20 protein-coding genes and 1 tRNA gene are annotated in these 18,912 nt (G+C 66.3%); 14 read left to right on the top strand and 7 right to left on the bottom strand.

All coding sequences use genetic code 11. The annotated features are described in order from the left end of the window. Positions 1-13 precede the first annotated feature (13 nt). The 8 genes from BZF61_RS03755 to BZF61_RS03720 all read left to right on the top strand — a co-directional run bounded on the left by BZF61_RS03755 (position 14) and on the right by BZF61_RS03720 (position 6,620). Positions 14-3,208, top strand: coding sequence for an intermembrane phospholipid transport protein YdbH family protein (locus BZF61_RS03755; protein ID WP_086617308.1), 3,195 nt, complete (start codon positions 14-16; stop codon positions 3,206-3,208). 107 nt (positions 3,209-3,315) lie between these two features. Then, positions 3,316-3,480: a YnbE family lipoprotein gene (locus tag BZF61_RS03750; protein WP_086617307.1), complete on the top strand. Its 165-nt coding sequence runs from the start codon at positions 3,316-3,318 to the stop codon at positions 3,478-3,480. A gap of 56 nt (positions 3,481-3,536) precedes the next feature. Beyond that, positions 3,537-3,920, top strand: coding sequence for a YdbL family probable chaperone protein (locus tag BZF61_RS03745; RefSeq protein ID WP_086617306.1), 384 nt, complete (start codon positions 3,537-3,539; stop codon positions 3,918-3,920). Between the two features lie 126 nt (positions 3,921-4,046). Further along, complete coding sequence (locus BZF61_RS03740; RefSeq protein ID WP_086617305.1) at positions 4,047-4,394, top strand: AtpZ/AtpI family protein; 348 nt, start codon at positions 4,047-4,049, stop codon at positions 4,392-4,394. Between the two features lie 69 nt (positions 4,395-4,463). Beyond that, positions 4,464-5,243 carry a F0F1 ATP synthase subunit A gene (locus BZF61_RS03735; protein WP_086617304.1) on the top strand — a complete coding sequence of 260 codons (780 nt, stop codon included), beginning with the start codon at positions 4,464-4,466 and terminating at the stop codon, positions 5,241-5,243. Between the two features lie 51 nt (positions 5,244-5,294). After that, positions 5,295-5,522: a F0F1 ATP synthase subunit C gene (locus tag BZF61_RS03730; protein ID WP_027442220.1), complete on the top strand. Its 228-nt coding sequence runs from the start codon at positions 5,295-5,297 to the stop codon at positions 5,520-5,522. Between the two features lie 83 nt (positions 5,523-5,605). Continuing rightward, a complete protein-coding gene (locus tag BZF61_RS03725) occupies positions 5,606-6,100 on the top strand; it encodes a F0F1 ATP synthase subunit B family protein (RefSeq protein ID WP_086617303.1) in 495 nt (164 codons plus the stop codon). Beyond that, positions 6,093-6,620 (top strand): F0F1 ATP synthase subunit B family protein, encoded by a 528-nt coding sequence (locus tag BZF61_RS03720; protein ID WP_086617302.1) that lies wholly within the window; start codon positions 6,093-6,095, stop codon positions 6,618-6,620. Before BZF61_RS03725 ends, BZF61_RS03720 begins: the two co-directional genes overlap by 8 nt. A 515-nt stretch (positions 6,621-7,135) precedes the next feature. Here BZF61_RS03720 and BZF61_RS03715 read toward each other — a convergent pair. The 7 genes from BZF61_RS03715 to aroA all read right to left on the bottom strand — a co-directional run bounded on the left by BZF61_RS03715 (position 7,136) and on the right by aroA (position 14,432). Then, entirely contained in the window at positions 7,136-8,128 is a 993-nt protein-coding gene (locus BZF61_RS03715; protein WP_086617301.1) for an NADPH:quinone oxidoreductase family protein, read from the bottom strand. A 4-nt stretch (positions 8,129-8,132) separates the two neighbouring features. Then, complete coding sequence (gene gloB, locus BZF61_RS03710) at positions 8,133-8,888, bottom strand: hydroxyacylglutathione hydrolase (RefSeq protein WP_086617300.1); 756 nt, start codon at positions 8,886-8,888, stop codon at positions 8,133-8,135. Between the two features lie 204 nt (positions 8,889-9,092). Next, complete coding sequence (gene rpsA, locus BZF61_RS03705) at positions 9,093-10,799, bottom strand: 30S ribosomal protein S1 (protein ID WP_086617299.1); 1,707 nt, start codon at positions 10,797-10,799, stop codon at positions 9,093-9,095. Between the two features lie 411 nt (positions 10,800-11,210). Further along, the gene (cmk, locus tag BZF61_RS03700; protein WP_086617298.1) at positions 11,211-11,837 is read right to left on the bottom strand and encodes a (d)CMP kinase; all 627 of its coding nucleotides are present in this window, start codon (positions 11,835-11,837) and stop codon (positions 11,211-11,213) included. Beyond that, positions 11,834-12,853 carry a proline iminopeptidase-family hydrolase gene (locus BZF61_RS03695; protein ID WP_086617297.1) on the bottom strand — a complete coding sequence of 340 codons (1,020 nt, stop codon included), beginning with the start codon at positions 12,851-12,853 and terminating at the stop codon, positions 11,834-11,836. Before BZF61_RS03695 ends, cmk begins: the two co-directional genes overlap by 4 nt. Continuing rightward, a complete protein-coding gene (locus BZF61_RS03690) occupies positions 12,850-13,119 on the bottom strand; it encodes a CBU_0592 family membrane protein (RefSeq protein ID WP_086617296.1) in 270 nt (89 codons plus the stop codon). The genes BZF61_RS03695 and BZF61_RS03690 overlap by 4 nt, the downstream gene beginning before the upstream one ends. Further along, positions 13,116-14,432, bottom strand: coding sequence for a 3-phosphoshikimate 1-carboxyvinyltransferase (gene aroA, locus BZF61_RS03685; RefSeq protein ID WP_086617439.1), 1,317 nt, complete (start codon positions 14,430-14,432; stop codon positions 13,116-13,118). The genes BZF61_RS03690 and aroA overlap by 4 nt, the downstream gene beginning before the upstream one ends. A 173-nt stretch (positions 14,433-14,605) precedes the next feature. Between aroA and BZF61_RS03680 the strand changes: the two genes are divergently transcribed. From BZF61_RS03680 to BZF61_RS03655, 6 genes are all read left to right on the top strand, one after another. Next, a complete protein-coding gene (locus tag BZF61_RS03680) occupies positions 14,606-14,947 on the top strand; it encodes a TIGR02300 family protein (RefSeq protein WP_086617438.1) in 342 nt (113 codons plus the stop codon). Between the two features lie 88 nt (positions 14,948-15,035). Further along, a tRNA-Ala gene (locus BZF61_RS03675) sits at positions 15,036-15,111 on the top strand. Between the two features lie 133 nt (positions 15,112-15,244). Beyond that, positions 15,245-16,687, top strand: a complete 1,443-nt coding sequence (gene ffh / locus BZF61_RS03670; protein ID WP_086617295.1) for a signal recognition particle protein — start codon at positions 15,245-15,247, stop codon at positions 16,685-16,687. Between the two features lie 61 nt (positions 16,688-16,748). Then, positions 16,749-17,186 (top strand): 30S ribosomal protein S16, encoded by a 438-nt coding sequence (gene rpsP, locus BZF61_RS03665; RefSeq protein ID WP_086617294.1) that lies wholly within the window; start codon positions 16,749-16,751, stop codon positions 17,184-17,186. A 6-nt stretch (positions 17,187-17,192) separates the two neighbouring features. Then, positions 17,193-17,693 carry a ribosome maturation factor RimM gene (gene rimM / locus BZF61_RS03660; RefSeq protein WP_086617293.1) on the top strand — a complete coding sequence of 167 codons (501 nt, stop codon included), beginning with the start codon at positions 17,193-17,195 and terminating at the stop codon, positions 17,691-17,693. 445 nt (positions 17,694-18,138) lie between these two features. Then, positions 18,139-18,894, top strand: coding sequence for a TIGR04222 domain-containing membrane protein (locus BZF61_RS03655; protein WP_158094050.1), 756 nt, complete (start codon positions 18,139-18,141; stop codon positions 18,892-18,894). Positions 18,895-18,912: the final 18 nt, after the last annotated feature.

The raw sequence follows: 18,912 nt of genomic DNA, 5'->3' as shown, positions 1-18,912 counted from the left end.
AGGGTAACACGCAATGGCGGTGCCTGATACGCATGACAAAACGCTTCCGCCAGCCACGCGAGCGCGGCTGTGGCCGCGCCGGTGGCGGAGCCGGATCGGGCTCGGCAGCGCAGTCATCGCGCTTGCCGCCGGGAGCTTCGCATGGCTCGACCGGGAGCGGATTGCGGGCGATTTTCTCGACAATTACCTGCGCGAGAACGGCATTGCCGCAACCTACGACATCGTCGCCATCGGCCCCGAAACGCAAGTGATCGAAAACCTCGTGGTCGGTAACCCCGCGCGGCCCGATCTCACCGCGCGGCGGATGGTGGTCGAGCTGGGTGTGGGCTGGCAGGGACCGGAGTTGCGGCGCGTGCGTATCGAGGGCGCTCGGCTTTATGGCACCTATCTTGGCGGCACCTTCAGCCTCGGTGCGCTTGACCCGCTGGTCTTCACCGACAGCAAGGAGCCGCCGCGTCTGCCTGCGATCGATGTGGCGCTGGTCGATGCCCGGGCGCTGATCGAAAGCGATTACGGTGCGCTCGGGGTCAAGCTGGAGGGAGGCGGGCGGCTCGATGACGGATTTGCCGGGACACTCGCGATTGCCGCGCCAGGCTTCGGGGTGGACGGGTGCCGGGCCGAGCGCGCCACGCTCTACGGTAAGCTTGCCACGGCCAAGGGCGCGCCGCGTTTCGACGGGCCATTGCGGCTCGGCGCGATCCGCTGCGGCGGGGCCACTCTGGCACGGGTGGATGTCGGCACGAAGATCGCATTTGCCCGTGATTTCACCGCGGCCGAGGGAGATTTCGCGCTGCGCGGCGCAGGGCTGGGGCTGGCCCTTCTTACCGGCGAGAGGCTCGTGGGCAACGGCCAGCTCAAATGGTCTGGAACGGGCCTTGCCATCGCGCATGATCTGGCGCTGAGCGAGGTCGCGGCGCCGCAGGGCAGGCTGGCGCGGCTTGAGGCCAAAGGCAGCTGGCGCGGTGACAACACGGCGGCGCGCGGACAGTGGCAGGGCGATCTCGCCGCCCAGGGGGTGGCTGCCGACCTGATTTTGGGACAAAAATTGGCGGCGATCGAGGAGGGGCTTGGCGGCACCTTGCTCGCCCCGCTGCTCGCCAGACTGCGCGGTGGGCTGACGCGAGGGCTTGCGGGGGCGGGGTTCCGCGCCGAGGCGATCCTGCGCCATAAGCCGGGCGAACTTGCGGTGATCGTGCCCGAGGCGCGCCTTTCCACCCGCAGCGGCGCACGGGTGCTCGCCCTCTCGCAGGTCAATGCCGGGTTCGCCGGCGGCGCGCTGGTGGCCCTGCGCGGCAATCTGCTGATGGGCGGGGCGGGGCTTCCCGCGATCAACGGGCGGATAGAGCAGGGGCCGGACGGCGGCTGGTCGATGCGCATGGCGATGGCCGAATATGCAGCGGGCGCGAACCGGTTGGCGATCCCGCGCCTCAGCTTGCGCCAGACGCGCGGCGGCGGCCTGCGCTTCGACGGACTGGTGAGTGCAAGCGGCGATCTGCCCGGCGGCGGGGTGCGCGGACTCGATCTGCCGCTCGAAGGAGGCTGGTCGCCCGCGCGCGGCCTCACGCTCGGCACCGGGTGCATGCCGATCCGGTTCCGTTCGCTCGCGCTGTCGGGGCTGGAACTCTCCGGTCAGCAGGTGACGCTGTGCCCCGATCGCGGTACGCCGCTGCTCGCCTATCGCGATGGGCTGAGGCTGGCCGCCAATATCGGCCCGCTGGAGCTGTCAGGAAGGCTTGGCGATTCGCCCGCGCGGATTTCGGCCGGGGAGGTGCAATTGCGCTATCCTGCGCCCTTCGCGATCGGTGATATGGCCCTGCGCCTGGGGGAGCCGGGGAGCGAGCTGCGGCTGACCGCGGCAAAGCTGTCAGGACGCCTCAGGGGTGAGGCGAGGGGCGATTTTGCCGGCGCGACCGCGCGGCTCGATGCCGTCCCGCTCGATCTCGACGCGATCGACGGGCGCTGGGCCTATGCCAGTGGCGTGCTGCGAATCGACGGCGCGCAGTTCCGCCTGTCCGACCGGCCGGTTGGCCATGCGCCCGCGGGCGAGGCGCGCTTCACCCCACTTGCCGCGCGCGACGCGGTGTTGACGCTGAGCCAGAGCGCGATCCGCGCCGCGGCCCGCCTGCATCACCCCGAATCCGACCGCCTCGTCGCCGAGGTCACCCTCACCCATGATCTCGACACGGCCCGCGGCGGCGCGCGTCTTGCCGTTCCCGGCCTCGTCTTCGACAGGCGGTTGCAGCCTGCCGATCTGAGCATTCTTGCCTCCGGCGTGATTGCCCTTGCCAGCGGCACGGTGACGGGCGAGGGTCGGATCGACTGGCAGGGCGATGCGATCACCAGCTCCGGCACCTTCGCCAGCGACGGGTTCGATTTTGCCGCTGCCTTCGGCCCCGTGCGCGGGTTGAGGGGCAAGGTGGAATTCACCGATCTCGTCAATCTCACCACCGCACCCGACCAGACGCTGGCCGTAGCCGCGATCAATCCGGGGATCGAGGTGCTTTCAGGCAAGGTGCGATTTGCGCTCGAGAACGGCACGCTGCTGCGGCTCGAGGACGCGCGTTTCCCCTTCATGGGCGGCGAGCTGGTCATGCGCCCGCTTGCGATGAATTTGAGCCAGCCCGAAGAACGCCGCTACGTGTTCGAGATCTCCGGGCTGGATGCGGCGACATTCGTGGCGCAGATGGAGCTCACCAATCTCGCGGCCACCGGCACCTTCGACGGCACGGTGCCGATCGTGTTCGACAAGGAGGGAAATGGCCGGATCGAGGGGGGCGTGCTGCTGAGCCGCGCAGGCGGGGGCAATGTCGCCTATATCGGCGAGCTGAGCTATGAGGATCTCGGCACGATGGGCAATTACGCCTTCTCCGCGCTGCGATCGCTCGATTACCGGCAGATGAGCGTCGGCCTCAATGGCAGCCTCGGCGGCGAGATCATCACCAATTTCGATTTCGATGGTGTGCGGCAGGGCGCCGGCGCCCGCCAGAACTTCATCACCCGTCGGCTGGCGAAGCTGCCGATCCGCTTCAAGGTCAATGTCCGTTCGGAGAACTTCTACGAGCTGGCGACCATGGTGCGATCCTTCTGGGACGTTGATTTCCTTGGCAATCCGGTCGATCGCGGGCTGCTCAAGGTCGAAAACGGCCGCTTCGTGCCCGCCAATCCTGCCAAACCCGTTCAACCTCCCGAAAGCAAGGTTCAGCCATGAAGCACAGCGGATTGACCGTTCCGGCGCGCGCTGCCACATCCTCGCCCACAAGCGGGCAAGGGGCAGCAGCAATGGCACGGCGAGGATACCGAACGGCCGGACGCGCGATGGCGGCGGCGATCCTTTTGGCGGCTCTTGCAGGTTGCATCAACGTCGCCGCGCCGGAAAAGCCGATCGTGATCGAACTCAACATCAACATCCGGCAGGAAGTGATCTACCGTCTGGCCGAGGATGCGGCCAACACGATTGAGGAGAACGCGGACATCTTCTGACGGTGGGGCGCTGGCTTGCCCGAGGCCCGAATGTCCGGTTTTCCGAGGGAGGAGAAATGATGCGCAATGCAATTCTGCCCGCGCTTGCCGCGCTTGCCGCACTTGGCCCGATGGCGGCCCCGGCGCTGGCCCAGCGCGACCCGGCCTATGCCGCCGCGCGCGCCGCGGGCAAGATTGGCGAACAGCCCGACGGCTATCTCGGCATCGTCGGCCCGGCGGACAAGGCGCTGCAGGATCTGGTCAACGACATCAACATCAAGCGCCGCGCGATCTATACCGAGAAGGCCAAGGAAAACAACGCGACGCTGGAGGCCTACGCGCTTACCGCCGGGTGTCAGGCGATCGCCCGCACCGTCCCGGGCGAGAAATACATGGCGCCTGACGGATCGTGGCAGACCCGCGGCGCCGGCCCCCCGATCCGCGACCCGCGCTGTCCTTGAGTTCTCGCAGCTGCACAATTCGCCTATTTGGCGATGTTGACAGCTATCTGCCCCCCTTCTAAGGGGGCGGCGCCCTCGGCGGGCAGCTGGTTGCGTGTGCGATGGCCTTCCCCTAGGGAGGCCGGCATGAACGACGAGAAACCCGCCCGAGATCCCATCCTTGAGGATGCGCGGATCGAAGCGCTCGAGGCGCGGCTCAATGCTGCCCGCGAACGCGAAGAACAGCGCAACCGGCCCAAGGTGCAAGGAACCGATGCGAATTACCGCAGCGGCAACCGTGTGCTGGCAAGCCTGCTGGGCGGGATTATCGGCGGTCTGGTGATCGGCTATGCGTTCGACGCGCTGGTCCACACCACGCCCTGGGGTCTGTTGGTGGGCCTGTTCCTCGGAACGGTGTCGGCCTTCAGAAACATCATTCTTGCGGCGCAAACGCATTCCGCAGGCGCGGCCGAGCGTTCGGACATCGAGGGCTAGCCCCCGCTGCCGAAGGCCGGCCCCGGCGATGGAGGCGTTTGACATGAAACTTTCGAGGATCGAGCAGTCGTGGCAGCCGAACAGGGTAAAGTCGACCCGATGCACCAATTCACCATCGAACCGCTGGTTCGCTGGGAAGTCGCGGGATACGATCTCTCCTTCACCAACAGCGCCATGTGGATGCTGGTCACCACGCTCGTCGTCGCGCTTTTCGTCGCTGGCGGGTTGAAGCGTCAATTGGTGCCTGGCCGCTGGCAGATGGCGGTTGAGGTCTTCACCGGCTTCATTGATGACATGCTCGAAGCCAATATCGGCAAGGAAGGGCGCAAATATGTGCCCTATGTCTTCTCGCTGTTCATGTTCATTCTGTTCGCCAACCTGCTCGGCCTCCTGCCGCTCGGGGTGGTCGGGCTGCACCCCTTCACCTTTACCAGCCATTTCACGGTCACCGGGGTGCTGGCGCTGATCAGCTTCTCGATCGTGCTGATCGTCGGCTTCTGGAAGCACGGCTTCCATTTCTTTAGCCTGTTCGTGCCCCATGGCACGCCGGCGCCGATGATCCCGATCATTTTCCTGATCGAGCTGTTCTCGTTTCTGATCCGTCCCTTCAGTCTCGCGCTGCGTCTGTTCGTGGCGATGATGGCGGGGCACGTGCTGTTGAAGGTCCTGTCGGGCTTCGTGATCAACGGCGCGAATGCCGGGATCGGCATCGGTGCGCTGGTGAGCATTCCGAGCTTTGCGCTGATGATCGCGATCAGCGCGCTCGAAATCCTCGTCGCGGGGATCCAGGCCTATGTCTTCGCTTTGTTGACGTCGCTCTACATCAACGATGCCGAACACCTTCATTGAGTTTCTCACCCTTCCCGTTTAACAAGACTGATTTTCAAGGAGTTTTTTACAATGGAAGCAGAAGCAGCTAAGCTCGTTGGCGCAGGCCTTGCAGCGATCGGTGCCGGCATGGCCGCGATTGGCGTGGGCAATGTCTTCGGTTCGTTCCTCGAAAGCGCGCTGCGCAATCCCGGCGCGGCTGACGGCCAGCAGGGCCGCCTCTTCATCGGCTTCGCGGCTGCCGAACTTCTCGGCCTGCTCGCGTTCGTCGTCGCGATGATCCTGATCTTCGTCGCCTGATGTCTTGACGTCTGGGGTCGGTCGGCGGGTCGTTCCGGCGTCCGGCCCTATCCCTGTTGAAACCTGCGCAAGGTCATAAGCCCATGCCTCAGATCGCCCAGCTGATGGAGACCTATGCCAGCCAGATCTTCTGGTTGCTGGTCTTTTTCGGCGCTGTCTATTTCATCGTTGGCAGGGGCATGGTGCCCAAGGTGATGGCAACCGTGGCCCAGCGTGACGATCAGATCGCGGCTGATCTTGCCGCAGCCCAAGCCGCGCGTGACGCCGCCGATGCCGAGGAAGCCGCCTGGCGGGCGCGGGAAAACGCCAGCCATGCGGCGGCTCAGGAGATTCTGGCCAAAGCCAAGGCCGAAGCCGCCAAGGCGAGCGAGGCCAAGCTCGCCGCCGCACAGGCCCGGATCGAGGCACGTCTTGCGGAAGCCGAAGCTGCTATCGCCGCCACCCGGACGGCTGCGCTTGCCGAGATCGAGGATGTGGCGATCGAAGTCGCGCAGGATATCGTGAACCGCCTGGCCGGGGCGGAAGTGAGTAGGGCTCAAGCCGAGACTGCCGTGAAGGAGGCGCTGCACCATGTTTGACGTGCTGTCCGAAGCTGCAGGCGAAGCCGTCCACGCCGAGCCGACGCTGGCGGGACTCGAAGCCTATCAGATCGTATCGATCGCGATGCTGGTGCTGATCGCGGTCATGGTCTGGAAGAAGGTTCCCGCCATGATCACCGGCGGGCTCGACGCTAAGATTGCCGAGATCCGCAAGGCGCTCGACGAAGCCAGGGTGCTGCGCGCCGAAGCCGAAGCCCTGCGCGCCGAGTATGCCGCGAAGATCGCATCGGCCGAAAAGGATGCCGAGGCGATGCTGGCCGGCGCGCGGAAAGAGGCTGAGGCAATCCGGGCCAAGGCCGAGGCCGACAGCCAAGAAATGGTCGCCCGCCGCCAGAAGATGGCCGAGGACAAGATCGCCGCTGCCGAGCGCGCCGCGATTGCTGAGGTCAAAGCGCACGCAGTCGCCGCCGCCTCTACCGCGGCGAAGGCGCTGATTGCCAAGGTCCACGACAAGAAGGCCGACAAGAAGCTCGCCGACGAGGTCATCTCGTCGCTGTAGGGGGTTGAGTTCGGTTATGGAACGGGGGCGGTCCAGCGGGGCCGCCCTTTTTCGTGTCTGGAGCGGGTGATAATCGGACGGCGAGCCGCAGGAATGTCACGGCTTATGTGACGCCTTGTGGATGATGCCTGATCTGCGGGGCCGCGATGCCGTTTGCCGCCGAGGAAAAAGCCCCCGTGGAGCGGCGAGGCCGCTTCATCTGTGGTCGGGGCCGGCCCTTGCAAGACGCGGATCGAAGTGACCTGGGCTTGTCTAGCGACCGTCGTCTATCGCACTGCCAACAAGAGCCGCGTCACTGTCCCGTTCATCGGGCAGAACGGCGATGCCGGATCTCGTTCGCGCCTGCTGCGAGCCGATCTTGCCGACTTGGGCGTGCCAGAAACGAATCGGGATACCTGCGGCAGGGTGATCGGCTATGGCCTTCGGGGGCACGGCGGATAAGGCCCACCCCGGGCGTCGTCGTGGTCTGGTGCGCGAGCAAGACCAGTCTTCGCCGTGCTCGCGGAAAGATCGTTTTACGGCCCGGCATCAGGCCCCGGCACGAACACCACCTTGCCGACGATTTGCCGGTTTGCCATTGCTTCGAAGCCCTCGCGCCAGCGTGACAGCGGCAGGATGCGGTCAATCGCTGGGGTGATACGGCCATCCTCGGCCAGGCTCGCTATGGCCCGATGGATTGCCCGGCCGCGATCGGGGAAGCGACGGGCATATTCTCCGGCGCGCAGACCAATGATGCTGAACCCCTTGATCAGCGGAATATTGGTGGCGATTTCGGCGATGCGCCCGCTGGTGAAGCCGACCACCACCAGCTTGCCACCAAAGGCGACGCACCGGGTCGATTCGTCGAACACGTCGCCACCGACGGGGTCGAAGACGATATCGGCGAGATGGCCGCCGGTGATCTCTGTCACCTCGTCGCGGAACCGGCCCTTCGCGAGAATCACGGCCTCTGGGCGAGCGAGAGCGGCAATGCGCTCGCGCTTGTCCGCGCTGCCGCTCGTGGCGATTACCCTCGCGCCAAGCGCGCGTGCCAGGTCGCAGGCGGCAAGCCCCACCCCGCCGCTCGCGCCGTGGACCAGCACCCATTGGTCCTGCTGCAATCCGCCGAGTTCAACCAGACCGGTGAAGGCGGTGGCATAGGCCGCGCCCATCGCGGCGGCCTGTGCGAAATCCATGCCCTTGGGCATCAGCGAAATCTTGTCGGCGGGCACGCAGGCCGCTTCGGCGAAGGCGCCGGTCTTGTTGCCGCCCATCACCCTGTCTCCCGCGGCAAAGCCGCTGGCCGGATCGGCTTCGACCACCTCGCCCGCAAATTCCAGCCCGCAGGTGAAGGGCAACTGGGGTTTGAACTGATAGCCGCCCCGCGTCATCAGCAGGTCGGGGAAATTGAGCGAGGTTGCGCGCACCCGCACCAGCACTTCGCCCGGCGCGCGCCGGGGCAGGGGCAGGTCAGCCAGCGTGACGCCGGAGAAATCTTCCGCCAAGCGTTCGACCCTGAGGGCCTGCATCTGGCTAGAACGCGTCTTTGGCCGCGCGCAGCGCCGCAAAGGTTTCGTGCGGGGCAGTGCCCCCCCACTTCGCCATCAGCACCGGATCGTCGGCGCGCAGAAAGGGGTTGGTGGCAAGCTCGCGTTCGAGCGTGGTCGGCACGGTCCACTGGTTTGCCGCGCGCTTGGCCGCGATTTCCTCGGCATAGGCGGCAAGAGCGGCGTTGTCCGGATCGGCATGAAGCGCAAAGCGGGCATTGGAGGCGGTGTATTCATGCGCGCAGTAGAGCAGGGTTTCGGGCGGGAGAGCCTTGATCCGGCTCAGGCTTTCCCAGAACTGCCGGGGTTCGCCTTCGAACATCCGCCCGCAGCCGAGCGCAAAGACCGAATCCCCGACGAAGGCGATGCCCGCGCTGGCGAAATGGAAGGCGATGTGGCCGTTGGTGTGCCCCGAAACGTCGATGACTGCGGCTTCCACGGCGCCGAGCATCAAGGTCTCGCCGTGCGCAACCACGCGGTCGATTGGGAACTTGCCCCTGACTTCCGCCGGCCCGCTGATAGTGCAGCCGGTCGCCGCCTTGATCGTTTCGTTGCCACCCGCGTGATCGGGGTGCCAGTGGGTGTTCCAGATTTGCGTGATGCGCCAGCCCTTCTGCTCTGCTTCAAACAGGTAGGCCTTGGCATCGGGCGTATCGATGGCCACGGTTTCGTGGCTGACCGTATCGTGGACGAGGTAGCCGTAATTGTCGCTCAGGCAGGGGAACTGGTGAACGTGGATCATGGGCGGCACCCTACAGGCGCGCTTGGCAAAGGAAAAGTCCCGCCTGCCAAAGCAAGCGGGACCTCTTTTTTGCCTTGTCGCGGCGCTGCTTGAGGGCGGAGCCGACCGCGCAGGTGTCGCAAGGCCGATTGGCCGCCCACAGGTGCGCACGCCAAGCGCGAACCGCATCGAGGACGCCCGCCCCGAGGGGCGGGCGCCACAAAATCATTCCTGGCCCTTCTTGAGCGCGGCGCCGAGAATATCGCCGAGCGAAGCGCCGCTGTCGGACGAACCGAACTGCGCCACCGCTTCCTTTTCTTCGGCGATCTGACGCGCCTTGATCGAGAAATTGGGCTTCTTCGAACGGTCGAAGCCGATCACCATCGCATCGACCTTCTGGCCCACCTGGAAGCGATCGGGGCGCTGTTCGTCGCGATCGCGGCCGAGATCGCTGCGCTTGATGAAGCCGGTCGCGCCGTTTTCGCCGACCTGAACCTCAAGGCCGCCATCGCGCACTTCGAGCACGGTGACGGTGACCGTCTGGTTCTTGCGCAGGCTCGAAGCGCTGGCTGCCCCGTCAGCCGAAGGCGCGCCCTTTTCGAGCTGCTTCATGCCGAGGCTGATGCGCTCCTTCTCGACGTCCACATCGAGCACGACGGCCTTGACCACCTCGCCCTTGCGGTGCAGCGCGAGCGCGTCCTCGCCCGAGATACCCCAGGCGATGTCCGACATGTGGACCATGCCGTCGACGTCGCCGTCGAGGCCGATGAACAGGCCGAATTCGGTCGCGTTCTTGACCTCACCTTCGACCACCGAGCCGATCGGGTGCTTTTCCGAGAATTCTTCCCACGGGTTGCGCTGGGCCTGCTTGAGGCCGAGGCTGATGCGGCGCTTGTCGCTGTCGACTTCGAGCACCACCACTTCGACTTCCTGCGAGGTCGAGACGATCTTGCCGGGGTGGACGTTCTTCTTGGTCCAGCTCATTTCCGAGACGTGGACGAGGCCTTCGATGCCCGGCTCAAGCTCGACAAAGGCGCCGTATTCGGTGATGTTGGTCACCTGGCCCGTCAGCTTCATGCCGACCGGGTACTTGGCCGAGACACCATCCCACGGATCGCTTTCGAGCTGCTTCATGCCGAGGCTGATGCGCTGGGTTTCGGCATTGATGCGCACGATCTGCACGGTCACGGTGTCGCCGATGGCGATCACTTCGCTCGGGTGGTTGATCCGCTTGTAGCTCATGTCGGTGACATGCAGCAGGCCGTCGATACCGCCGAGGTCGACGAAGGCGCCGTAATCGGTGATGTTCTTGACCACGCCTTCGATGATCTGGCCTTCAACCAGATCGTTGATGAGTTCGCTGCGCTGTTCGGCGCGGGTCTCTTCGAGCACGGCGCGGCGCGAGACGACGATGTTGCCGCGGCGCCGGTCCATCTTGAGGATCTGGAAGGGTTGCGGCACGTCCATCAGCGGGGTGACGTCGCGCACCGGGCGGATGTCGACCTGGCTGCCGGGGAGGAAGGCCACAGCGCCGTCGAGATCGACCGTGAAGCCGCCCTTGACGCGGCCGAAGATCCGGCCTTCGACGCGCTTGCCTTCGCCGAATTCGCTTTCCAGCTTGTCCCACGCGGCTTCGCGGCGGGCGCGGTCACGCGAGAGCATGGCTTCGCCATCGGCGTTCTCGACGCGGTCGACAAAGACTTCGACTTCGCTGCCAACAGTCAGTCCGTGGTCGTTTTCGCCACGCGAGAATTCCTTGAGAGGGATGCGGCCTTCGCTCTTGAGGCCGACATCGACCACGGCATAGCCGTTCTCGATCGCGGTGACGGTGCCCTTGACGACGCGGCCTTCGAAGCCATCTTCGCCGGCGCCGCCGAGCTGTTCGTTGAGAAGCGCCTCGAATTCGGCGCGGGTGGGCATTTGCGTTGCCATGTCTAGGCTCAGTCCTGTTTCGTTGTGCTACCGGCCACCGGTTTTTCCGGGGTCTTTAGCCGCTTCCCAGGCACCATTGCCGGGGCTGGCGGGGCAAGAGGCAGACTTCTCCGCAAGGCCCCATGCCAGTGCGAAGGTTCCTTCAACCAAATTGATTGCCAGAACGGGCGCGCGCCTAGGGGAGAGCGGTGCAAAAGGCAAGGAGAATCGCCCCTTCCGGCTCTGCTGCGGCCGATGTGTGCGTTCAGCTTGAGGGCTGTAGGAGACACATGAGACACAGTCCTGACGCACAATATGCCGCGCCGCGCGTGCGGGCGCGATGCCCCGCCCGGGGCTAGCGGGTGAAGGGAAAGGAGTGGACGGCTCGCCACGCCAGACAACCTGGCGCACCGGATGCGGGTAGGAAAGCGTTCAGGCGCGGGCCGATTTTGCCAACACCGCCGTTATCGCGGCCTCGATCGCGGCCTCGCGGCCGAGATGGGTGGTGTCGAGCACGAGCGCATCTGTGGCGGGCCTGAGCGGTGCATCCTCGCGGCCCATATCGCGCGCGTCGCGGGCGGCGATGTCGCGTTCGATTGCGGTGAGCGGCACATCGATTCCGCGAGCCTTCATCTCCTGCCAGCGCCGCCGGGCGCGCTCGGCCACGCTGGCGGTGACGAAGAGCTTGACCTCGGCCTCGGGCGCGATCACCGTGCCGATATCGCGCCCGTCGAGCACCGCGCCGCCCGCTTGCAGCGCAAAGGCGCGCTGGCGTTCATAAAGTGCGCGGCGGACGGCGGGATGCACCGACACCCGGCTGGCCAAGCCACCCACTTCCTCGGACCGCAAAATCGCGTCATCCAGCAGGTCATTGCCAAAGGCGCAGGCCGCCAGCGCGGCTTCGGGATCGTCGGGATCCGCGCCGTTCAATTGCACCTGCCGCCCGACCGCACGGTAGAGCAGACCGGTGTCGAGATGCGGCAGGCCGAAATGCGCCGCCAGTGCTCTAGCAATCGTGCCTTTGCCCGAGGCGGTGGGGCCATCGACAGCGATAATCATCGGCCGGCGCTTTCCCGCTCGTCGATGCGGCTCATCCAGTCGCGCAAGATCGCCTCGGCGACTTCGGGGCGTTCGCTGATGAAGGCATGGCTGCCGCCCGGCACCACCGCCAGCTCCGCACCCGGCGTGAGCGCCACGAAATCCTGCACGTCATCGAGCCGCGCCTCGTCGTACTGGCCGATCACGAAAAGGATGCGCTTGCCGTCGACTTGGGTAAGCAGATGGGTGGCGTCATAGGTCGCAAGGCTGCCGGAGGCGCGAAATTCGGTCGGCCCCCACATCGCGTTGTAGAGCCTGGCGTTGAACCCCTTGCCGCCGTAGCGGGCGCGATAGGCGCGCATTTCGGGCGAGGGTGCGGGGCGATCGGGACGGCCGTTGTAGGCGGCGTAGAAGGCGGCGGTGGCAGGTTCGCACACCTCGGCGGCGGGCGGGCTGGGCCCCTCGCAGGCGCGGATCGTTGCCTCCACATCATCGGGCAGCTCGCGGATCAGCAAGTTGGTGCCGGTGATCCAGTGCGGGGTGGAGATATAGGTGCCGCTCAGCACCGCCGAGGCGGTGTGCTCGGGATAGCGGGCTGCATATTCCAGCGCGAGCGCCGAGCCCCATGAATGGCCGATCACATGCCAGCGCGCGACCCCGAGAGCGACCCGGATCGCCTCAAGCTCGGCGACGAAGCGCTCCGGGCGCCAGTTGGCCGGGTCTTCCGGATGGTCCGACATCCCGCTGTCGAGCTGGTCATAGAGGATCACCGGGCGCTGGTCGGCAAGGCTTAGCAGGCTACCGAAATTGACATGCGTGCCCCCGGGGCCGCCGTGGATGAGGATGACGGGGGTCGCGCCCGTCCCGATCATGCCATTGACCCTTACCCAGACCTTGCCGCCCTCGACCGCGACGCGGTGCTCCGAGGTCGGCACCGACCAGTCTGCGGCGGGATCGGTGGGAAGAGCGGCAGTCTGCGCCTGCGCCGCGAGCGGCAGCAGGGCGAGGGCTGCGGCAAGGAGTGGCTTCGGCATCATGGCTTCTCTCCCTCGGTATCGCGTCCCCGCCACGCGCGCACCAGTCCGATGATCGCGATCGAGGCCCAGAAGAATTCGAGCACGAGGCTTGCCCAGTTGGTGTGGTAGATGAGCGAGACCGTCAGCAGCGCCGCGCCCAAGAGGTTGGTGCCGTGGAGCAGGAAGGGGTTTCTCGTGCGGGCCAGCGTCAGATAGGCATAGGCGCCAATGATACAGGCCGTGCCGGCGAGGCCAATGATGCTCGGCCAGTCGAGCGGGGTGTTCACGCCGCTGCCTCGGCCAGCAGGGCCATGAAGGTGGGAAAGCTGGTGTTGATCGGGCTGATGTCGTCGACCTCCACGCCGCCCTCACTGACCAGACCCGCCACGGCCATGCTCATGCAGATGCGGTGATCGAGCAGCGACTTGACTTGTGCCTTGCCGGTGCCCCGGAGTGGGTCGCCGCCGGTGCCGCGGATGGTGAGACCGTCCGCGTGCTCCACAACCTGCGCGCCCGCCGCGGTGAGCGCGGCGGCCATGGCGGCGAGCCGGTCGCTCTCCTTTACGCGCAGTTCCTCGAGCCGGGTGGTGCGGGTGGTGCCGCTGGCCAGCGCGGCGGCAACGAACAGCACCGGAAATTCGTCGATCATGGCTGGAGCAATGGCCGGGTCGACCTCGACGCCCGAAAGCTGGGCATGGCGCACGCGCAGGTCGGCGACCGGCTCACCGCCGACCTCGCGGGGGTTCACCTCGGAAATGTCCGCGCCCATCTGGCGCAGCACGTGGAGCAGCCCGGCGCGGGTCGGGTTGAGGCCGACATTCTCGATCGTAAGGTCGCTCCCCGGCACCAGCGTCGCAGCGACCATGAAGAAGGCGGCGGAGGAGGGATCGCCTGGGACGGTCACGTCACAGGGCCTGAGATCGGCCTCGCCGTGGATGGCGATCACGGTCTCGCCGTTTTCCTCGCCCACGTCGAGCCGTGCGCCGAAGCCGCCGAGCATCCGCTCGGTATGGTCGCGGGTGGGGACGGGTTCGATGACGCGGGTGATTCCCGGCGTGTTGAGCCCGGCGAGCAGCACCGCGCTCTTCACTTGCGCGCTGGCAACGGGCAGCCGGTAGGTGATCGGCACCGCCGGGCAAGCGCCGCGCAGCATCAGCGGGAGAGTGCCGCCTGCCGAGGCTTCGAAGGATGCGCCCATCTGCGATAGCGGATCGATCACCCGCTGCATCGGCCGGGCAGAAAGGCTGGCATCGCCAATGAAGGTGGCGGTGATCGCATGGCTGGCGACAAGCCCCATCAGCAGGCGGGTCGAGGTGCCCGAATTGCCCATGTCGAGCGCGGTTTTCGGCTCGAGCAGGCTGCCCACACCCACTCCGTCCACGATCCACACGCCATCCTCGCCGCGGCTGATGGTCGCGCCGAACTGGCGCATGGCGGCAGCGGTCGCCAGAACGTCCTCGCCTTCCAACAGGCCGGTTATGCGGCTGCGGCCCACCGCGAGGCCGGCGAACATCAGTGCGCGGTGGCTGATCGACTTGTCGCCCGGCACGCGGATGGTCCCGCGCAAGGGGCCGAGGGGAACGAAGGTGTGGCTGGTCATCAGGCGGCGGTCTTTGACAGCGCCCCGCGCTTCTGGCAAGGCGGGCCGCGCGCGGGCCGGGCTGCTCTTGATAAAGGGCTTGCCGGAACCCACAATCCCGATCACAGCGCCCGCGAATATAGCAAGTTTCCGCCCGCCCCAGCCAGTGGGCAGGCCTGATTTGAGGAATGATGATGGCAAAGCCCGAATGGGGAACCAAGCGTACCTGCCCGAAGTGCGGGACCCGCTTCTACGATCTCGGCAAGGAAGACCCGGTGACCTGCATCGAATGCGGCGAGACCTGGACGCCCGAGCCGGTGCTCAAGTCCAAGCAGCCGATTCCCTTCGAGGAAGAAAAGAAGGTCGATGCCGACGCCGATGCCGATCTCGGCGGGGACGATGATCTGGGCGATCTGGAGGACATCGAGGACATCGACGAGGATGGCGATTCGCCCGACAATGATGTCGATCTGGGCGGCGACGATGATCTCGGCGTGTCGACCGGCACCGGCGAGGAGGACGACGACGAAAGCTGATTTTTCGCTTGCAAGCGGGATGCGGCCCGACTAATGGCCGCCTCCCGCAGGCAGGGCACATCGCTTTGCCGCGGATGATGACTGGCTCGGGGCCTTAGCTCAGCTGGGAGAGCGCAACACTGGCAGTGTTGAGGTCAGCGGTTCGATCCCGCTAGGCTCCACCAGTCACCCACTAATTAAAGTCGGGAAGGGACAGCCCAAGGGGGCGCTTTTTCGCAACGCTGGCCGACGAGGTTTCGTCCGCCGGCGTTTTTCGCGTTTTCCGGGCGCTGCGGTTCCCGGCAGGAGGAGCAGGCGATGTTCGATACGCTTTCCGACCGTCTCGGCGGAGTGTTCGAGCGGCTCAAGGGCCGCGGCGCGCTGCGCGAACAGGACGTGCGCGATGCCATGCGCGAAGTGCGCATCGCGTTGCTCGAAGCCGATGTTGCTCTCCCCGTCGCCCGCCGCTTCATCGATGCCGTTACCGAAAAGGCCGTGGGGCAGGACGTGCTGCGCTCGGTCACGCCGGGCCAGCAGGTCATCAAGATCGTCCACGACGAACTGGTCGCCACCCTCGGCGGGGCCGAGACCGAGGGGCTCAACCTCGACGCGCGCCCGCCGGTGGTGATCATGATGGTGGGCCTGCAAGGCTCGGGGAAGACCACCACCACCGCCAAGCTCGCCAAGCTGATCCGCGAACGCCACGGCAAGAAGGCGCTGATGGCCTCGCTCGATGTCAACCGTCCGGCGGCGCAGGAACAGCTCGCCGTGCTCGGCAAGCAGGTCGATGTCGCGACCCTGCCGATCGTCCCCGGCCAGCAGCCGGTCGATATCGCCCGCCGCGCGATGGAAGCCGCGCGCTTGCAGAACTTCGACGTGCTGCTGCTCGACACCGCCGGTCGCCTTCACGTTGATGACGCGCTGATGGCCGAGATGAAGGCTGTTGCGAGCGTGTCGGCCCCGCACGAGGTACTGTTGGTGGTCGATTCGCTCACCGGTCAGGACGCGGTGAACGTCGCGCAGTCTTTCAGCGGCGAAGTGCCGCTCACCGGCGTGGTGCTGACCCGCATGGACGGCGATGCGCGGGGCGGTGCGGCGCTATCGATGCGCGCGGTCACGGGCAAGCCGATCAAGTTTGCCGGAACCGGCGAAAAGCTCGACGCGCTCGAGGTGTTCCGTCCCGGTTCGGTTGCCGACCGCATCCTCGGCATGGGCGATGTCGTCGCCCTCGTCGAGAAGGCGGCCGCGACGATCAGGGAAGAGGACGCCGAAAAGCTTGCCCGCAATATCGAGAAGGGCAAGTTCGATCTCGACGATCTCGCCATGCAGCTGCGCCAGATGCGCAACATGGGCGGGCTGGGGATGCTCGCGGGCATGATGCCGGGCATGAGGAAGGCCAAGGCCGCGATGCAGGCCAGCGGCATGGACGACAAGGTGCTGCTCCATCTCGAAGCGGTGATTTCGTCGATGACCCCGAAGGAACGCGCCAATCCCGATCTGATGAACGCCAAGCGCAAGAAGCGCGTCGCGGCGGGCAGCGGCACCGATGTGCAGACCGTCAACAAGCTGCTCAAGATGCATCAGGAAATGGCCCGCGCCATGAAGCAGATCAGGAAGATGGGCGGCCTCAAGGGCCTCGCCGCGATGTTCGGCGGCGGGGGAATGGGCGGCCCCGGCGGCCCGATGGGGGGTGGCCTGCCGGGTCTCGGCGGCGGAATCGGCGGACTGCCCGGTCTCGGCGGCCCGCCTGGAAAGAAATAGCTTTATTTCATACGGTTCAGTTCAATATTTCACATCAATTCCAATCGAAAGGTAAGATCTTATGTCAATTTCCATCCGGCTCTCGCGCGGCGGTGCCAAGAAGCGTCCCTATTACCGCATCGTCGTTGCCAACAGCCGCTCGCCCCGTGACGGCAAGTATCTTGAGCAGATCGGCACCTACAACCCGCTGCTCGCCAAGGACAGCCCTGAGCGCGTGAAGCTGAACGAAGACCGCGCCCGTTACTGGCTGGGCGTGGGCGCGCAGCCGACCGACCGCGTCGCCCGCTTCCTCGACGCCGCCGGCATCAGGGAACGCGCCGCCCGCAACAACCCGAAGAAGGGCGAGCCGGGTGAAAAGGCCAAGGAGCGCGCCGAAGAGCGTGCCGCCAAGATCGCCGCGGCCGAAGAAGCCGCGCGTGCCGCTGAAGAAGAAGCCAGCGCCGCTGCCGCTCCGGCTGCCGAAGAAGCCCCGGCCGCCGAAGAGCAGGCCGAAGGCTAAGCACCCATGACCAAGCCCGTCACCCTTGCCGCCATCGCCGGCGCGCACGGGGTGGCGGGCGAGGTGCGCCTGAAGCTGTTCGGAGAGGGGATTGCCACCCTCGCCCGACAGACAAACTTCAATGACGGCGCGCTTACGCTGGTTAAGATCCGCGAGGACGGAAAGGGCGGGGCCATTGCCCGCTTCGCCGAAAGCAACTCGCGCGCCGACGCTGAACGCCTGCGCGGCACCCTGCTGAGCGTGCCCCGCGATGCCCTGCCGCCTTTGGGTGAGGGGGAATATTACCACGCCGACCTCATTGGCCTGACGGTTGTTACCGACACGGGCGCAGTCGTCGGCAGCGTGCTCGCCATCGAGAACTTCGGCGCGACCGACATCCTTGAGATCGCCCGCGATCCCGTGCCCGAAAAGGGCACCAAGACCTTCATGGTGCCGATCATCCCTGCTGCTGTGCTCGAATGGGACGAACACCGGCTTGTCATCGCCGGGGCCTTCGCCGAAGAATGAGGGTGTGAACCGGCCCCGTGGTGAGGCCTTCTGGCTGCGCTTGGCAGCGCAGGCCAGCGGCGCTTCTGCTCCCTCGCCATGTCAGCAAGGCATGAGGAGGCGCCTCCCGGAGCAGGGCAACCGGGCTTGCCGCGGCCATCGCACCTGAAGCCGTGATTACCGGCAGGTGTTCTGCTCAAAGGTGCTGCGCGCCGCGTTCGGTCATGGCCTGACCAGCAATGGGCCGGGCGATCAGGCTCGTCGGGATCGCCCCATCCAGCCGCGCTTTCCGCCGACCCGGCGGCCGGCGGCCGATGCTCCGCTCTCAGCGCTTGGGCGCCTGTCGTTCGCTGTGCGGGGTATGGCTATTAACTTTTTCGATGCTATCGCGAGCCAACGCCGGGTCGCACTGGCGCCGGGCCTGATCCTCCTTGCGGTGGGCTGGCCCGCGGGAAGGAAGATAAAAATGCAACTGTTCTCGTCCTGGACGGGCAGCAGTTATCTGTTGTTTTACGCGGCCCTTTTGGGGTTGGCCACCTTGGCCGCGTGGTTGATCCCTGTGTACCTGCGGCGGCCCGGCCGGCGCAGCGACTCGCCCGATGCCGAAAGCCTTGCGCACCTGGCTGGCGGGCGCGAACGATTCGTTGATGTGCTGCTGGCCGATCTCTTTCTGCGCGGCGGGCTCGCGGCCGGTGAGGGGGGCAAGCTGGTGGTCGCCGATCCGCGGCTCCCGGCCAGTCCCGCGGGCTGCGCCCTTCTGGCTTTCGAGGGGCCGCTGACTCGCGAGCAAGCGCGCGCGGTGCTCGCTCCCCATGCCGATCGGCTCTTGTTGCGGCTGCGGCACAGCGGTCTGATGCTGCGACCCGAGGAAGTCTCGCGCTTGCGCTGGCTGTCGGCGGCCCCTTTAGCGGTGCTTCTGGTGATGGGGTTCTACCGCGAGCGGGCCGGCAGCACGCTGGGCGAGCCGACCGGCTTGCTGATCGCGCTGATGGGGCTGACCGCCCTGATCGCGCTGATCCGCATTCTTGCGATCGACCCGCGCACCCGGGCCGGGATTGCCGAAGTGGCGCAGCGCAGGACCGCCCTTGAGGGCCTTGACGGCCCGCCGCGCGCGGACGAGGTGCCCATGGCGGTCGCGCTGCTCGGCACCGAAGTGCTGGTGGGCACGCCGTGGGAGCCGATCCACGCGCTGCGCCAGCAGGGCGGCAGCGGCAGCCGGTGATAGCGGCTGCGGCGGTTG

The sequence above is a fragment of the Erythrobacter tepidarius genome (assembly GCF_002155695.1).
Taxonomy (GTDB): Bacteria; Pseudomonadota; Alphaproteobacteria; order Sphingomonadales; family Sphingomonadaceae; genus Erythrobacter; species Erythrobacter tepidarius.
Note: the sequence above shows the minus strand (reverse complement) of the source record. Positions and strands in the feature narration are given on the sequence as shown.

Bases quoted from the DNA above. Each gene is read 5' to 3' on its own strand.
- BZF61_RS03680 (WP_086617438.1), top strand. From the start codon at position 14,606: ATGGCAAAGCCCGAATGGGGAACCAAGCGTACCTGCCCGAAGTGCGGG.
- cmk (WP_086617298.1), bottom strand. From the start codon at position 11,837: ATGATTATCGCTGTCGATGGCCCCACCGCCTCGGGCAAAGGCACGATT.
- gloB (WP_086617300.1), bottom strand. From the start codon at position 8,888: ATGATCCACGTTCACCAGTTCCCCTGCCTGAGCGACAATTACGGCTAC.
- BZF61_RS03655 (WP_158094050.1), top strand. From the start codon at position 18,139: ATGCAACTGTTCTCGTCCTGGACGGGCAGCAGTTATCTGTTGTTTTAC.
- BZF61_RS03715 (WP_086617301.1), bottom strand. From the start codon at position 8,128: ATGCAGGCCCTCAGGGTCGAACGCTTGGCGGAAGATTTCTCCGGCGTC.
- rimM (WP_086617293.1), top strand. From the start codon at position 17,193: ATGACCAAGCCCGTCACCCTTGCCGCCATCGCCGGCGCGCACGGGGTG.
- BZF61_RS03695 (WP_086617297.1), bottom strand. From the start codon at position 12,853: ATGATGCCGAAGCCACTCCTTGCCGCAGCCCTCGCCCTGCTGCCGCTC.
- BZF61_RS03740 (WP_086617305.1), top strand. From the start codon at position 4,047: ATGAACGACGAGAAACCCGCCCGAGATCCCATCCTTGAGGATGCGCGG.
- BZF61_RS03750 (WP_086617307.1), top strand. From the start codon at position 3,316: ATGGCGGCGGCGATCCTTTTGGCGGCTCTTGCAGGTTGCATCAACGTC.
- BZF61_RS03725 (WP_086617303.1), top strand. From the start codon at position 5,606: ATGCCTCAGATCGCCCAGCTGATGGAGACCTATGCCAGCCAGATCTTC.
- BZF61_RS03730 (WP_027442220.1), top strand. From the start codon at position 5,295: ATGGAAGCAGAAGCAGCTAAGCTCGTTGGCGCAGGCCTTGCAGCGATC.
- rpsP (WP_086617294.1), top strand. From the start codon at position 16,749: ATGTCAATTTCCATCCGGCTCTCGCGCGGCGGTGCCAAGAAGCGTCCC.
- rpsA (WP_086617299.1), bottom strand. From the start codon at position 10,799: ATGGCAACGCAAATGCCCACCCGCGCCGAATTCGAGGCGCTTCTCAAC.
- BZF61_RS03745 (WP_086617306.1), top strand. From the start codon at position 3,537: ATGATGCGCAATGCAATTCTGCCCGCGCTTGCCGCGCTTGCCGCACTT.
- BZF61_RS03755 (WP_086617308.1), top strand. From the start codon at position 14: ATGGCGGTGCCTGATACGCATGACAAAACGCTTCCGCCAGCCACGCGA.
- BZF61_RS03720 (WP_086617302.1), top strand. From the start codon at position 6,093: ATGTTTGACGTGCTGTCCGAAGCTGCAGGCGAAGCCGTCCACGCCGAG.
- ffh (WP_086617295.1), top strand. From the start codon at position 15,245: ATGTTCGATACGCTTTCCGACCGTCTCGGCGGAGTGTTCGAGCGGCTC.
- aroA (WP_086617439.1), bottom strand. From the start codon at position 14,432: ATGACCAGCCACACCTTCGTTCCCCTCGGCCCCTTGCGCGGGACCATC.